General features: G+C 71.4%; 13 protein-coding genes and 1 tRNA gene. 8 read left to right on the top strand and 6 right to left on the bottom strand.

Annotation, left to right across the window (positions count from 1 at the left end; all coding sequences use genetic code 11):
- Nucleotides 1-24: 24 nt before the first annotated feature.
- Nucleotides 25-840 (bottom strand): SOS response-associated peptidase, encoded by an 816-nt coding sequence (locus tag ABZ818_RS15600; protein ID WP_361414469.1) that lies wholly within the window; start codon nt 838-840, stop codon nt 25-27.
- 50 nt (nt 841-890) lie between these two features.
- On the opposite strand from ABZ818_RS15600, the gene ABZ818_RS15595 reads away from it, so the two are divergent.
- The 4 genes from ABZ818_RS15595 to ABZ818_RS15580 all read left to right on the top strand — a co-directional run bounded on the left by ABZ818_RS15595 (nt 891) and on the right by ABZ818_RS15580 (nt 4,561).
- A complete protein-coding gene (locus ABZ818_RS15595) occupies nt 891-1,613 on the top strand; it encodes a M50 family metallopeptidase (RefSeq protein ID WP_361414467.1) in 723 nt (240 codons plus the stop codon).
- Nucleotides 1,614-1,771: 158 nt separating this feature from the next.
- A complete protein-coding gene (aroA, locus tag ABZ818_RS15590) occupies nt 1,772-3,088 on the top strand; it encodes a 3-phosphoshikimate 1-carboxyvinyltransferase (RefSeq protein ID WP_361414465.1) in 1,317 nt (438 codons plus the stop codon).
- Between the two features lie 18 nt (nt 3,089-3,106).
- Nucleotides 3,107-4,117: a ribosome small subunit-dependent GTPase A gene (gene rsgA, locus ABZ818_RS15585; protein WP_361414463.1), complete on the top strand. Its 1,011-nt coding sequence runs from the start codon at nt 3,107-3,109 to the stop codon at nt 4,115-4,117.
- 120 nt (nt 4,118-4,237) lie between these two features.
- Nucleotides 4,238-4,561: a multidrug efflux SMR transporter gene (locus ABZ818_RS15580; RefSeq protein ID WP_361414461.1), complete on the top strand. Its 324-nt coding sequence runs from the start codon at nt 4,238-4,240 to the stop codon at nt 4,559-4,561.
- Between the two features lie 25 nt (nt 4,562-4,586).
- Here ABZ818_RS15580 and ABZ818_RS15575 read toward each other — a convergent pair whose 3' ends face one another.
- A complete protein-coding gene (locus ABZ818_RS15575) occupies nt 4,587-5,195 on the bottom strand; it encodes a TetR/AcrR family transcriptional regulator (protein ID WP_361414459.1) in 609 nt (202 codons plus the stop codon).
- 179 nt (nt 5,196-5,374) lie between these two features.
- Between ABZ818_RS15575 and hisN the strand changes: the two genes are divergently transcribed.
- The gene (hisN, locus tag ABZ818_RS15570) at nt 5,375-6,172 is read left to right on the top strand and encodes a histidinol-phosphatase (RefSeq protein WP_361414457.1); all 798 of its coding nucleotides are present in this window, start codon (nt 5,375-5,377) and stop codon (nt 6,170-6,172) included.
- A 177-nt stretch (nt 6,173-6,349) separates the two neighbouring features.
- Complete coding sequence (locus ABZ818_RS15565) at nt 6,350-6,760, top strand: CBS domain-containing protein (RefSeq protein WP_361414455.1); 411 nt, start codon at nt 6,350-6,352, stop codon at nt 6,758-6,760.
- Between the two features lie 72 nt (nt 6,761-6,832).
- On the opposite strand, the gene ABZ818_RS15560 is transcribed toward ABZ818_RS15565, so the two are convergent.
- Entirely contained in the window at nt 6,833-8,284 is a 1,452-nt protein-coding gene (locus ABZ818_RS15560) for a catalase (protein WP_361414453.1), read from the bottom strand.
- A 143-nt stretch (nt 8,285-8,427) separates the two neighbouring features.
- Between ABZ818_RS15560 and ABZ818_RS15555 the strand changes: the two genes are divergently transcribed.
- The gene (locus ABZ818_RS15555) at nt 8,428-8,844 is read left to right on the top strand and encodes a Fur family transcriptional regulator (RefSeq protein WP_361414451.1); all 417 of its coding nucleotides are present in this window, start codon (nt 8,428-8,430) and stop codon (nt 8,842-8,844) included.
- Between the two features lie 136 nt (nt 8,845-8,980).
- On the opposite strand, the gene ABZ818_RS15550 is transcribed toward ABZ818_RS15555, so the two are convergent.
- The 3 genes from ABZ818_RS15550 to ABZ818_RS15540 all read right to left on the bottom strand — a co-directional run bounded on the left by ABZ818_RS15550 (nt 8,981) and on the right by ABZ818_RS15540 (nt 14,185).
- A tRNA-Met gene (locus ABZ818_RS15550) sits at nt 8,981-9,054 on the bottom strand.
- Nucleotides 9,055-9,125: 71 nt separating this feature from the next.
- The gene (locus ABZ818_RS15545; RefSeq protein ID WP_361414449.1) at nt 9,126-10,955 is read right to left on the bottom strand and encodes a tetratricopeptide repeat protein; all 1,830 of its coding nucleotides are present in this window, start codon (nt 10,953-10,955) and stop codon (nt 9,126-9,128) included.
- Between the two features lie 218 nt (nt 10,956-11,173).
- Nucleotides 11,174-14,185, bottom strand: a complete 3,012-nt coding sequence (locus ABZ818_RS15540; RefSeq protein ID WP_361414447.1) for a UPF0182 family protein — start codon at nt 14,183-14,185, stop codon at nt 11,174-11,176.
- 155 nt (nt 14,186-14,340) lie between these two features.
- Here ABZ818_RS15540 and ABZ818_RS15535 point away from each other — a divergent pair, with 155 nt between their 5' ends.
- Nucleotides 14,341-14,883 (top strand): PPA1309 family protein, encoded by a 543-nt coding sequence (locus ABZ818_RS15535; RefSeq protein ID WP_361414445.1) that lies wholly within the window; start codon nt 14,341-14,343, stop codon nt 14,881-14,883.
- Nucleotides 14,884-14,916 lie beyond the last annotated feature (33 nt).

The raw sequence follows: 14,916 nt of genomic DNA, 5'->3' as shown, positions 1-14,916 counted from the left end.
CTCATGTCGCTCACGTCGCTCACGTCAGAAGAGTGTGCCCTCTTCCGGTGCCGCGAGCTCCTCGAGCAGCTCCGGTCCGTTGTTGCGGACGTTGCTGACGGCCGTGGACACCGCGTAGGCGCGCATCAGGCCGGGAGGCGGTGGGGTGAGCAGCGCGCGCAGGTCGTCCGGGCCGGTGCGGGCCGGATCCAGCCAGGCGTCCCAGCGGTCCGGGGTCAGCATCAGCGGCATCCGGGGGTGGATGTCGGCCAGCGAGCTCGGTCCCTCGGCCGGGGCCACCGCCAGCGGGGTCTGCTCGGCGTCCGTGGTGATCACCGAGCAGGTCGCCCACCAGGCCCGCGGGTGGTCGTCGGGCAGTGTCCGGTCCCGCCAGAACTCGTAGAGCCCGGCCATCGCGAAGACCGATCCGTCCGCCGGGGTCACGAAGTAGGGCTGCTTGCGCGGCCGCTTGCGCCTGCCCTCGACCTCCAGATCCCGCTCCTGGGTGCCCGTGACCCACTCGTAGTAGCCGTCGGCGGGCACGACACAGCGCCGGGCGGCGAAGGCGCGGCGGTACGACGGCTTCTCGTGCACGGTCTCCGCGCGCGCGTTGATCATCCGGGCGGCGCCCTCGGGGGACTTCGACCAGGACGGGACGAGCCCCCACCTCAGCTTCCGCAGCTGGCGAACCGGGCTGCGGTCGTCGGCGTCCTTCAAAGGACGGTCCAGGACGACGTGGACCTCCTTGGTCGGGGCCACGTTGTAGTCGGGCTCCAGGGTCTCCTCCGGGTCCCACTTCTCGACCTCGAAGACTCCGGCGAGATCCTCGGGGCCGCGACTCGCTGCATACCGTCCGCACATACGTGCAACACTGCCAGACCGCGCACACGGACAGGGAGCCACTCGGAAACATGGACAGCCTCGCCGCCACCGCGCTGCCCGATCTCTGGGACCGGCTCGTCGGCACCCAGCCCGACCCCGACCTGTGGGTGGTGCTCATCACCGCGGCCGCCGCGCTCGCGGTGGTCGTCCCGCACGGCCTGTGGCGTGTCTCGCGCAACGCGATCACCATCGCGCACGAGGGCGGGCACGGGCTGGTGGCGCTGCTCACCGGACGGACGCTGACCGGTATACGCCTGCACTCCGACACCAGCGGCCTGACCGTCAGCCGGGGCAAGCCGCACGGCGTCGGCATGATCCTCACGGCGGCGGCCGGCTACACCGCTCCCCCGCTGCTGGGCCTGGGCGGCGCGGCCCTGCTCGCCACCGGTCGCATCACGCTGCTGCTGTGGGTGGCCACGGCGCTGCTGGTGGCGATGCTGGTGATGATCCGCAACGCCTACGGGGCGCTCACCGTGCTCCTCACCGGCGGCACGTTCCTGCTGGTGTCCTGGCTGACCGGGCCCCAGGTGCAGGCCGCGTTCGCGTACGTGGTGGTGTGGTTCCTGCTGCTCGGCGGGGTGCGCCCGGCCTTCGAGCTCCAGGCCAAGCGGGCGCGCGGGGGCGCCGGGGACTCGGACGCGGACCAGTTGTCGCGGCTGACGCACGTCCCGGCGGCGCTGTGGCTGTTCCTGTTCCACGCGGTGTCGCTGTGCTCGCTGATCGGCGGCGGGCGGTGGCTGCTGGCGGGGTGAGGCGGTCCCTCCGGCCTCCCTCGTCGCCGGGCGGGCGGGAAGGCGGCGACGGGCTCCGAGGGGGCGTGCGAGCGTGCCGGTGTGCGGCTCCGCAGTGGGGCGCGACCAGCGACTACGCGGCCGTACCCGAACCACGGCCGCCCATTAAGGTGGGGACCATGGCCCCGAACCCCGCGCACACCGCCCTCTGGCCCGCCCCGCACGCGAGCGGAGCCGTCGACGCGACGGTCCACGTGCCGGGGTCGAAGTCCGTCACCAACCGTGCCCTGGTGCTCGCCGCCCTCGCCTCCGAGCCGGGCTGGCTGCGCCGCCCGCTGCGCTCCCGCGACACGCTGCTGATGGCCGGCGCGCTGCGGGCCATGGGCGTCGGCATCGACGAGGGCGTGGGGCCGGACGGCACCGGGGAGGCCTGGCGGGTGATCCCCGCGGGGCTGCACGGCCCGGCCACGGTCGACGTCGGCAACGCCGGCACGGTGATGCGCTTCCTGCCGCCGGTCGCCGCGCTGGCCGACGGCCCCATCCGCTTCGACGGCGACCCGCGGTCGTACGAGCGCCCGCTGGACGGCGTCATCGACGCACTGCGCGTCCTCGGCGCCCGGATCGACGACGACGGCCGCGGCGCGCTGCCGATGACCGTGCACGGCAGCGGCGCGCTGGATGGCGGGCCTGTCGAGATCGACGCCTCCTCCTCGTCCCAGTTCGTCAGCGCCCTGCTGCTGTCCGGACCGCGCTTCAACCAGGGCGTGGAGGTCCGGCACACCGGGTCTTCGCTGCCGTCGCTGCCGCACATCCGGATGACGGTCGACATGCTGCGGGCGGTCGGCGCCCAGGTGGACACCCCCGAGTCGGGCGGCGAGCCGAACGTCTGGCGGGTCACCCCGGGCGCCCTGCTCGGCCGGGACCTGGTCGTGGAACCCGACCTGTCCAACGCCCAGCCCTTCCTCGCGGCGGCGCTGGTGACCGGCGGCAAGGTCGTCATCCCCGACTGGCCGGCCCGGACGACCCAGCCGGGTGACCGGCTGCGGAAGATCTTCACCGAGATGGGTGGTTCCTGCGAACTCACCGACTACGGCCTGGTGTTCACCGGTTCGGGTGCCGTGCACGGCATCGACGTGGACCTCGGCGAGGTCGGCGAGCTGACCCCGGGCATCGCGGCCGTCGCCGCGCTCGCGGACTCGCCCTCGACTCTGCGGGGCGTGGCCCATCTGCGGCTGCACGAGACCGACCGCCTGGCCGCGCTGACCAAGGAGATCAACGAGCTCGGCGGTGACGTGACCGAGACGGCCGACGGCCTGCGCATCCGCCCGCGCCGCCTGCACGGCGGGGTCTTCCACACCTATGACGACCACCGCATGGCGACGGCCGGCGCGATCATCGGCCTGGCGGTCGAGGGCGTGCAGATCGAGAACGTGGCGACGACGGCGAAGACACTGCCGGACTTCCCCGATCTGTGGACCGGGATGCTCGGGGCGTAGGGACGCGGGGATCACGCCATGCGCCGCTACGGCAAGCACACCGACGAGGACGACATCCGCAGCCGCCCCAACCGAAGGGGCAACCGGCCGCGCACGAACATCCGCCCCAAGCACGAGGACGCCGCCGAGGGCATGGTCCTCACCGTCGACCGGGGACGGCTGACGTGCCTCGTCGACGACCGCGCGATCGTCGCGATGAAGGCCCGCGAACTCGGCCGCAAGGCCGCCGTCGTGGGCGACCGGGTGGCCCTGGTCGGTGACCTCTCCGGAAAGAAGGACACCCTCGCGCGCATCGTCCGCATCGAGGAGCGGGCCTCGGTCCTGCGCCGCACCGCGGACGACGACGACCCCTATGAGCGCGTGGTCGTCGCGAACGCCGACCAACTGGCCATCGTCACCGCGCTGGCCGACCCCGAGCCGCGCCCCCGGCTGATCGACCGCTGCCTGGTGGCGGCGTACGACGGCGGTCTGGAGCCGCTGCTGGTCCTGACGAAGTCGGACCTGGCCCCGCCGGACAAACTCCTGGGGCTGTACGGGGATCTGGACATCCCCTACGTCGTCACCAGCCGCGCGGAGCTGGACGCCGGCGCCGCCGCGGACCGGGTGCGCGAACATCTCGACGGGAAGGTCACGGCGTTCGTCGGCCACTCCGGCGTGGGCAAGACGACACTCGTCAACGCGCTGGTGCCGACGGAGCGGCGGCGGGTGACGGGACATGTGAACGCGGTGACCGGCCGGGGCCGGCACACCACCACCTCCGCGCTCGCGCTGCCGCTGGCGGGCGCGGACGGCTGGGTCGTGGACACCCCGGGCGTACGGTCGTTCGGGCTCGCGCACATCGATCCGTCCCGGGTCATCCACGCCTTCCCCGACCTGGAACCGGGCACCGAGGGCTGCCCGCGTGCGTGCAGCCACGACGAGCCGGACTGCGCGCTGGACGCGTGGGTCGCCGAGGGGCACGCGGACCCGGCCCGGCTGTACTCGCTGCGCCGCCTGCTGGCCACGCGGGAGCGCAAGGAAGGCGACTGACCTCCGCGTTGTTTGGGTGCGGTGCGGTCCGGCAAGTGCATAATCGCACGGAGCCGGATCATGACCTGCCCCAAGCACGACCAAGCGGTCACGGCATGCGGACCCACGGGAGGACAGCACATGGCGTGGCTGCTGGTCATCGTTGCCGGGTTGCTCGAGACCGGCTTCGCCGTGTGCCTGAAACTGTCGCACGGCTTCACGCGGCTCTGGCCGACCATCGCCTTCTGCTGCTTCGCCCTGGGCAGTTTCGGTCTGCTCACCCTGTCCCTGAAGAAGCTCGACGTGGGTCCCGCGTACGCGGTGTGGACCGGCATCGGCGCGGCGGGCACCGCGATCTACGGCATGGTCTTCCTCGGCGACCTGGTCTCCACGCTGAAGATCGTCTCGATCAGCCTGGTCATCATCGGGGTGATCGGGCTCCAGCTGTCCGGCTCCACGCACTGACGCGACGGCGCGGAGAGCGGACGGGTCAGGCCGGTTGGCGCGGGAGCGCGCCGCGTACCAGTTCGGCGACCCCGCCCTGGCCCGGCGGCGCCGCCACGCACGACAGGGCGAGACGGATCACCAGCTCGCAGGCGCGGGCCAGTTCGGCGGTGTCCGCCCTGGGTGTGCCGGGGGCGGAGAGCAGGGTCACGGCACGGTCGCGGACGATCGCCACGAAGTCGCCGGGCGACGGCAGCGGGCCGTCGGCCCGGCGCTGGGCCGGAACCGCGCTGGAGGACGGCACCGCCGACAGCGTCGGCGAGGGCAGCCGTCCGCTCCAGCAGCCGGTGAGCATCGCCTTCACCAGCGCGTTGTCCCGGGCGGCGGAGACGGTCCACTCGGCGGCGGCGGTGAGCCGCTCGCGCGGGTCGGCGGGGGCGGTCAGGGCCCGTTCGACCCCGGCGAGATAGCCGTCCGCCTCTCGCCTGACCAGGGCCCGCGCGAACCCCTCCTTGCTGCCGAACTCGTTGTACAGCGTCTGCCGGGAGACCCCGGCCGCCGCGGCCACGTCGACCATCCGTACCGCGGACCACGGCCGCCGTGTCAGCGCCGTGTAGGCGGCGTCCAGCAGGGATTCCCGCGCTGCAGGCATCATCGCCTCCCTGGGGCGAGCGGCTCTGCGCCCAGATTTGACGCCCCCGAACGCACTGTCAAGGGTCCGTGACAGCGTGCGCACCACTGCGGGCGCCGCACCCGCGTCGCGCGGCACTTCCGCACACCGGGCCACCCGGCCCCCCGTAGCCCCGTGTCGCCCCGGACGGATACGGTTCTCGCATGCCGGACTACCTCGACGACCTGCGCCTGGCCCACGTCCTCGCGGACGCCGCCGACGCCGCGACCATGGACCGTTTCAAGGCCCTCGACCTCAAGGTCGAGACGAAGCCGGACATGACCCCGGTCAGCGAAGCGGACAAGGCGGCGGAAGAACTCATCCGCGGCCAGTTGCAACGCGCCCGTCCCCGCGACGCGGTCCTCGGCGAGGAGTACGGCATCGAGGGCACCGGCCCCCGCCGCTGGGTCGTCGACCCGATCGACGGCACCAAGAACTACGTGCGCGGCGTCCCGGTCTGGGCCACTCTCATCTCCCTGATGGAGGCCGGCGCGGGCGGCTACCAGCCCGTCGTGGGCGTCGTCTCCGCCCCCGCCCTGGGCCGCCGCTGGTGGGCCGCCAAGGGCCACGGCGCCTTCACGGGCCGCAGCCTGGCGCAGGCGAGCAGGCTCCAGGTGTCCCGCGTGGCGGAACTCGCCGACGCCTCCTTCTCGTACTCCTCGCTCGGCGGCTGGGAGGAGCGGGGCCGGCTGGACGGCTTCCTGGACCTGACCCGCGCGGTCTGGCGCACCCGCGCCTACGGCGACTTCTGGCCGTACATGATGGTCGCCGAGGGCTCGATCGACTTCTGCGCCGAGCCGGAGCTGTCCCTGTGGGACATGGCCGCGAACGCGATCATCGTGACCGAGGCCGGCGGCACCTTCACCGGCCTCGACGGCCGCCCCGGTCCGCACAGCGGCAACGCCGCCGCGTCCAACGGGCTGCTGCACGACGAGATGCTCGGGTATCTCAACCAGCGCTGACGCTCGACAGGGGCCGCGTGCGCGCGCCCCCGGCCGACCGCGCACGCCCCCTTGTTGGCCCCCGCTTTGCCTGAGACTCTGGGAGTTCCCTCACTTGTGAACTTGTGCAGTGATCCACAGGCGCCTTCGGCGCCGGGCACGCATCAGCCGGATTCCCCGAGGAGGTGGCTCCATCCCATGCTCGTCCGCGACGCCATGAGCACGGTGGTCCTCACCATCGGTCCCGCACACACCCTCCGACAGGCGGCGGCCCTGATGTCCGCGCGCCACGTCGGCGCCGCCGTCGTCCACGACCCGGACGCAGGCGGCATCGGCATCCTCACCGAACGCGACGTCCTCAACTCCGTGGGCCTGGGCCAGAACCCGGACACGGAGCGTGTACACGCGCACACCACCACCGACGTCGTGTTCGCCGCGCCGTCCTGGACCCTGGAGGAGGCGGCCCGGGCCATGACCCGCGGCGGCTTCCGGCACCTCATCGTCCTGGACCACGACGAGCCCGCGGGCATCGTCTCGGTCCGCGACATCATCCGCTGCTGGGCGCCGGTCCGGCAGCACGTGGCGGCCGCGGGTGCGGGCACGGCCTGAACTCACGCCGGCGGGCCGGACCCCCGAAGGGATCCGGCCCGCCGTCCACGACAAGCGGTCCAGTGCTGGAGATCAGCCGCGCAGGACCTGGACCGCGGCCTCCAGCCGCTTGCCGAAGTCGCCGTCCGCCTGACGGAAGTTGCCGATCGCGCGCTCGGCGATGTCCTCGCGCGAGACCTGCGAGATGGCGCCCGCCAGGTTGCCGATCAGGCGCTCCTTCTCCTCGTCCGACATCAGGCGGTAGAGGTTGCCGGCCTGGACGAAGTCGTTGTCCTCGGCGTGGACCGCCGCCTCGTGGTCACCGGTGACGCCGGAGACCGGCACGGGCTGCCACAGCGGCCGGTCCGTCTGGAACGGCCCGCCGAAGCTGTTCGGCTCGTAGTTCTTCGCGCCCTTGTGGCGGCCGTCGTACAGGTAGCCGTCACGTGAGTTGGTGCGCGCCTCGGTGGCGTGCGGACGGTTCACCGGCAGGTGGTCGGCGTTGATGCCGACGCGGTAGCGGTGGGCGTCGCCGTACGCGAAGAGGCGGCCCTGGAGCATTTTGTCCGGGGAGGGACCGATGCCCGGCACGAAGTGGGCGGGGCTGAAGATCGACTGCTCGACCTCGGCGAAGATGTTCTCCGGGTTGCGGTTGAGCTCCAGCTTGCCGATCTCGATCGGCGGGTAGTCCTCGTGCGGCCACACCTTGGTGAGGTCGAACGGGTTGAAGCGGTAGGCCGCCGCGTCGGCCGCCGGCATGATCTGCACCTGCACGGTCCAGGTCGGGTACTCGCCGCGCTCGATGGCCTCGCGCAGGTCGCGCTGGTGGGAGTCGGGGTCCTCACCGGCGAGCCTTGCGGCCTCCTCGGCGGTGAGGTTCTTGATCCCCTGGTCGGTCTTGAAGTGGTACTTGACCCAGAAGACCTCGCCGGCCTCGTTGCTCCACTGGTAGGTGTGGGAGCCGTAGCCGTTCATGTGCCGGTACGACGCCGGGATGCCGCGGTCGCCGAACAGCCAGGTCACCTGGTGCGTCGACTCCGGAGACAGGCCCCAGAAGTCCCAGACGTTGTCCGCCTCCTGGCTGCCCGTGTAGGGGTCGCGCTTCTGGGTGTGGATGAAGTCGGGGAACTTGATGGCGTCCTTGATGAAGAACACCGGGGTGTTGTTGCCGACGAGGTCGTAGTTGCCCTCTTCGGTGTAGAACTTCAGCGCCCAGCCGCGCGGGTCGCGGACCGCGTCGGCGGCGCCGAGGTTGCCCGCCACGGTCGAGAAGCGGAGGAAGGTCTCCGTCTGCTTGCCGACCTCGGAGAGGAACTTGGCACGCGTGTACTGGGTGACGTCGGCCGTGACCGTGAAGGTGCCGTAGGCGCCGGCGCCACGGGCGTGCACCACGCGCTCCGGGATGCGCTCGCGGTTGAAGTGGGCGAGCTTCTCCAGCAGGAGCTGGTCCTGGACGAGCACCGGGCCGCCGACGCCCGCCGTCTCGCTGTTCTGGTTGTCGGCAACCGGAGCACCGGCCTCCGTCGTGAGCGGCCCCTGGGTCACGTCGCCTCCTGGGTCATTTCCATCGTGCCTGTCTCTTGGCCAAAGCCAGTCTCGATCCTACAATGGACTTAGTCCAAGTCAAGTGGAGCTCCAAAGTCACACTGGTTCGGGAACTATTTCCCCTTGCTGTTAGGCTGGTCGGTATGAGTGACCTTCTGGAACGGCTGCGCGGACGCGGATGGCGGATGACCGCGCAGCGGCGCGTGGTGGCCGAGGTCCTCGACGGCGAACACGTGCATCTGACGGCCGACGAGGTCCATGCCAGGGCTGTCGCCAAGCTGCCCGAGATCTCCCGGGCGACCGTCTACAACACGCTGGGCGAGCTGGTCTCCCTCGGCGAGGTCCTGGAAGTCGCCACGGACAAGCGCGCCAAGCGGTACGACCCCAACGCGCACCAGCCGCACCACCACCTGGTCTGCGCCGGCTGCGGCGCGATCCGCGACGTCCATCCGAGCGGCAACCCACTGGCCGACCTGCCCGACTCGGAGCGCTTCGGCTTCACGGTCTCGGACGTGGAGGTCACGTACCGCGGCCTCTGCCCGAACTGCACGGCGGCCTGACCCGCCACACTCGCGAGAAGGACCCCCGGCACCTCGACGGTGCCGGGGGTCCTTCTTTCGTGATCCGCCCTCGGAAGCGCCTCCGGAAACACCGAGGGCCGGAATCCTTGATCGGATTCCGGCCCTCGGCCTTCAGTAGCGGGGACAGGATTTGAACCTGCGACCTCTGGGTTATGAGCCCAGCGAGCTACCGAGCTGCTCCACCCCGCGTCGATGAATGGAACATTACGTGACCGGCGGACCAAGAAGCAAATCGCTTACGGGGACGCCGGTGATCCTCGTCAGGCCGACAGCTCCTCGCGCAGCGCGTCCCGCAGGCGCGCGGCCCGCTGGGCGACCTCCGCCGGCCCCAGCGCCACGGCCCGGTCGGCCCACCCCTGCCCCTCGGCCAGCTCGCCGCGCCGCGCGTGCACCAGGGCGAGCCGCAGCGCCGCCCGCCCGTGCCCGGCGTCGGCCGCCCGCGCCCACCACGTGGCCGCCTCGGGCTCACTGCCCTCCCGGGCGAGCAGCAGCCCCAGGTTGAACGCGCCGTTGCGGGACCCGGACTCCGCCGCCCTGCGGTACCACCGCGCCGCCTCGACCACGTCCCCGCGAGCCGCGGCCAGCATCCCGACCCGCACCTGCGCGCGCCGGTGCCCCTGGTCGGCCGCCCGCTCGTACCACTCCTCGCACTCGGTCTTCTCCTGGATCGCCGGCTCCCCGAGCCCGTGCGCGGGCGCCGACGGGCGCCGGGCGTCGAGCACGGTGGCCAGCCGGTACGCGGCCTCCGCACTCCCGCCGCCGGCCGCGCACCGCAGGTGCCGCTCGGCCGCCCGCTCGTCGCCCGCCCGCAGCCGGGCGATCCCCACCTGCAACGCGGCCTCCGTGTGCCCGGCCGCCGCCGCCCGCTCGTACCACCGCAGGGCCTGGGCGTCCAGGTTCCGTCCGGCGTAGAGGATCCCCAGGTTGAACGCGGCGTCGACGCTCCCGGACTCCGCCGCCTTGGAGAACCACGGCTCGGCACCGCCGGTGTCGCCGCCCTGGAGCAGCAGGACGGCCAACGCGTTCGACGCCTCCCGGTGCCCCGCGTAGGCCGCGCGCCGGTACCACTGCTCGGCCTGCGCGGTACGGCCCTGCTCGGCGCAGAGCAGCCCGAGGTTGTACGCGCCGTTGACGTCGCCCGCGTCCATCGCCGCCCGGTACCACCGCTCGGCGGTCTGCGTCTCGCCGCGCTCGGCGTGCAGCGCGCCCAGCGCGTTCGCCGCGTTGCCGTCGCCGTCCTGCGCGGCCCTCAGCCACCACAGGGCGGCGTTCTCGGCGTCGCCGGCGTCCCGCAGCAGGAACCCGAGCGCGCAGGCGGCCCTGGCCTCGCCGTCCTTGGCCGAGGTCAGGTACCAGCGGCCGGCCTCCTTGAGGTCGCCGCGCCGCTCCAGGATGGCGCCCAGGTGCAGGGCGGCCCGCCGGTGCCCGCGCGCGGCGGCCTGGCGGTACCACTGCTCGGCCTCCGCCATCAGCCCGGCCCCGTCGCCGCCGGGCTTTCCCCCGGCCCGCCGGTCCAGAGCCCGCGCCAGCCGGTACTCCGCCTCCCGGTGCCCCCGCTCCGCGGCGACCCGCATCCAGCGCTCGGCCCCGGTGTCGCCGCGGTGCTCCAGCAGGTCGGCGAGGACGTAGGCGCCGAGGACGTGCCCCTGCTCGGCGGACTGGCGCAGCCAGTATTCGGCTGCGGGCTCGTCGCCGCGCTCGCGGTGGTGCCGCCCGAGCGCGTGCGCGGCCGCCGCGGAGCCGGCGACGGCGGCGATACGCCACCACCCGGCGGCCTCGTCGGCGTATCCGCGCTGGTGGAGCAGGACTCCCAGGTTGTTGGCCGCTGCGCGGTCACCGCCCGCGGTGGCGGAGCGCAGATGGGGTTCGGCTCCGTCGAGATCGCCGCGGCGCAGCAGCATGGCCCCGAGGACGCTCATGGCCTCGACGTCGCCCGCCTCGGCGGCGAGGCGACGGCGCGCCAGCTCGGCGGCCTCGTCGGCGGCCGCCACGGACTCGTCCCGGGTCTCGCCCCCGGTCTCCTCGGAGTCGGAAGCCTGCACAAATCGCCCCGTCTCGAACAGAGTTGCCTTGTCCCCCATAACGTCCATCGTCGCACCACCTGCAACCCGGGTACATCTGTAATACCCCAGCCAGTGAGGTCACTTCAGCGTTTTGTCGACATGCCCACAGAGAGACAAGTCAAACACAGATCGCCCAACTCCCCACGGCGGCACGGCCGCCGGGCCCGTCGGCACATGCGTTCGCCCACGGCGAAGGGCCCGGATCCGCAGTACGGATCCGGGCCCTTGGGCTCGACGGGGAGCGATCAGCCCCCGCTCGGGCTACCGCTCGGACTGCTGTCCGGAGTCGGACCGGCGCTCGCCCCAGGGCTCGCGCCGCCCTCGCCGGCGCCGTTCTTGCCGCTGCCGCCGGCCTTCTCCGCCTGCGCCTGCGCGTCCTCGGCCCGCTTCAGCGCGTCCTGAAGGTCCTTCTGCGCCTGGCCGTACGCCTGCCAGTCGCCGTTCTTCAGGGCGGTCTGACCGTCGTCGAAGGCCTTCTGGGCGTCCTTCAACGCCTCCTGGACCGTCGGGTTGTTCGATGGCGGCGGGTTGGTCTTGCCGCTGCCGGTGCCACCGCCGCCGGTCTCGGAGCCGGGTGGCTCAGTCGTCGAACCCTCCGTGCCGAAGACCTTGTTGAGCGCCTTGTCGAGCGTGTCCTCGAACGCGGTGTTCCCGCCATACGTCACCAGGACCTTGCGCAGCAGCGGGTACTTGAGGCCGCCGCCGCGCAGGTAGACCGGCTCCACGTAGAGCAGTCCGCCGTCGAGCGGCACCGTCAGCAGGTTGCCGTACTCGACCTCCGAGTCGCCGCCCTTCAGCAGCCGGATGGACTCGGCGATGGAGGGTTCGGAGTTGAACTGGCTCTGCACCCGCTTCGGGCCGTCGATCGTCTTGCCCGTGGGCAGCTTCAGGATGCTGATCTTGCCGTAGTCGCTCGTGTTCGCGTCGGCGTTGACCGTCATGAACGCGCTCAGGTTGTCACGGCCGTTCGGCGTCATCGTCGTCGTCAGCGAGAACGTCTGGGACGACTCACCGGGCATCTTGAGGCTCAGGTAGTACGGCGGCACCGCGTCGCCCGACTTGTTGGTCGGGTCGTTGGGGATCTGCCACACCTCGCTGCCGCTGAGGAAGGTCTGCGCGTCCGTGACGTGGTAGCGCGTGAGCAGCTCGCGCTGCACCTTGAACAGGTCCTGCGGATACCGGATGTGGGACATCAGCTCCGGAGAGATGTCCTTCTTCGGCTCGACCGTGCCCGGGAACGCCTTCATCCAGGTCTTCAGGACCGGGTCCTTGGTGTCCCACTGGTACAGCTTGACCTCGCCCGTGTAGGCGTCGACGGTCGCCTTGACCGAGTTGCGGATGTAGTTGACCTGGTTCTGCTGGGCCACCACCCGCTGGTTGTTGGCGGCGGTCAGCGAGTCCAGCGTCGTGTCCCCGAGGGTGGTGCGCGAGGAGTACGGATAGCCGTTGGTGGTCGTGTAGGCGTCGACGATCCACTGGACGCGCCCGTCGACCACCGCCGGGTACGAGACGCCGTCGATCGTCAGCCACGGGGCGACCGCCTCGACGCGCTGCTTGGGCGTGCGGTTGTACAGGATCCGCGAACCGTCGCCGATCGCGCCGGAGTAGAGGATCTGCGGCTCGCTGAACGCCATCGCGTACGCGGCCCGGTTCAGCGGGTTGGAGAGGCTGACACCGCTGTTCCCCTTGTAGCTGGTGGTCTTCTCACCGCTGTCGTCGGAGTAGTCGATCTCCTTCTGGGGACCGCCGACGATGGAGTAGGTGCTGGTCTTCTCGCCGTAGTAGATCCGCTGCTCGTACCGCGGGAGGTCGCCCGTGGACGGCAGGTTGTACTCGGTGAAGACCGGGCGGCCCTCGGAGTCGGCCTCGGTGCCCTTGGCCGCGACCACACCGTAGCCGTGGGTGTAGCGGAAGTGGTCGTTGATCCAGTTGTTCTTCGGGATCCCGGCGAGGTTCAGCTCGCGCAGGCCGATGACGGTGTCCTGGACCTTGCCGTCCTTGGTCTTGTACCGGTCGACGGCCAGGTTGGACGGGAACCCGTAGTAGTTGCGCACCTGCTGGAGCTGCTCGAACGTCGGCGAGACGATGTTCGGGTCCATCAGCCGGTAACTGGCCGTGTCGGCGGCGGCGTCCCGCAGCTTCGCCTTGTCCTGGGTGCTGCTCGTGCCCGCGTAGTCGGCGACCTTGGAGTCGTCGATGCCGTACGCCTCACGGGTCGCCTTGAGGTTCTTCTGGACGTACGGGGCTTCCTTGGCCTGCTCGTTCGGCTCGACCTGGAACTTCTGCACGATCGCCGGGTACAGGCCGCCGATGAGTATGGCCGAGAGCACCATCAGGCCGAAGCCGATGACCGGCAGCTGCCAGGTGCGCCGCCACAGGGTGGCGAAGAACAGCACCGCGCAGATGACGGCGATGCAGAACAGGATCGTCTTGGCCGGCAGATAGGCGTTGGCGTCGACGTACCTCAGGCCCGTCCAGTTGCCGGTCGCCTTGAAGTCGCTGGACTTCACCGCCAGTCCGTACCGGTCGAGCCAGTAGGCCACCGCCTTCAGCGTCACGAAGACGCCGAGAAGCACCGACAGGTGCCCGGTCGCCGCGGCCGTGGCACGCGCGCCGGGGCTGGTGACGCGCAGCCCGCCGTACAGGTAGTGGGTGAGCACCGCGGCGATCAGGGACAGGATCGTGGCGGCGAAGCCGAAGCCCAGCAGGAAGCGGTACCAGGGCAGGTCGAAGGCGTAGAACGAGACGTCCAGGTGGAACTGCGGATCCTGCTTGCCGAACGGCACGCCGTTGACCCACATCAGCCAGGTCCGCCACTCGCTCGCGGCGGAGGCACCGGCGATCAGCCCGACCAGCGCCGTGATGCCGCACAGCAGCCACTTCTTGTACGGCGCGATGCTCATCCGGTAGCGGTCGAGGTTCTGCTGCTCCATCGACATGGCGCTCAGCGGCGGCCGCAGCCGGTGCGCCAGCCAGACATTCAGTCCGACCGCGGCCGCCATCAGCAGGCCGAAGACGAAGAACAGTCCGATCTTGGTCCACAGTGTGGTCGTGAACACGGACGAGTAATGCACCGACCGGTACCACAGCCAGTCCGTCCAGAAGCCCGCGAACATGGCGAAGACCATGCCGAGGACGGCGAGGACGCCCAGTGTCATGAGCAGGGTCCTGGAACGCCGGGACGGACGGCCCACTCTCATCCGCGGCCCTGTCGGGCCTCCGCCGCGGTCCGGCATCTGGAAAGCCAAGGTGTGCACCTCGAAAGTCGCTGTTGGTTCGGTTTCGTTGCGTCAGGCCCCCGAGTCCGTGGACCGTACGGTGGGCCCCCGGAATCGTGGGCCCACACCTATGCAACTTACTCACCGTTTACTCGGTTCCCGATTCCGCCCAGGAACGAGGCAGGATTGTGACCATGTCCAACACTCCCATGGCAGCGAACCCGCTCACCCGGGCGGTACTCGAAATCGACGAGTACGCCTCCGGCCTCGGCTGGGACCAGCCCGCTCGCCTCTTCGCCCTCGTAGACACCGCGCGGCTGCGGACCCAGGAACCCGCCCTCGCGGCCCAGCTCGGCCTGGAGGACGAGCAGGAGACCTCCGGTCTCACCCCGGTCGAGCAGGACGAGGTCCCGGCCGACCGGCCCCTCGACGAGTTCCTCGCCACCATCGCCTGGCCAGATGCGGTGGCCGGCTGCGCGCTGACCGTGGAGCGCCTGATGCTGCCCCCGTCCGCCGAGGCGCAGGTCCCGCAGGGACTGGACGGGCCGAAGCTGGCGAAATGGGTGGCCGGCCACCCCGAGCGACAGGAGGTCCGCATGACGGTCGCGGTCCTGCGCGACGGCGCCCGCGAGTCGGCCCTGCGCCTGCGTGAGAAGGACTCCGCCACGGAGGTCCTCACGGGCGCCGACCTGGTGCCGGGTCTGGCCGAGGCCCTGGCCGCGACCTTCGAGGACTGAGCTCCGCCCGCCGCCCTTCGGTACCCGTCCGGT

Source organism: Streptomyces sp. NPDC047453 (assembly GCF_040643155.1).
GTDB lineage: Bacteria > Actinomycetota > Actinomycetes > Streptomycetales > Streptomycetaceae > Streptomyces.
Note: the sequence above shows the minus strand (reverse complement) of the source record. Positions and strands in the feature narration are given on the sequence as shown.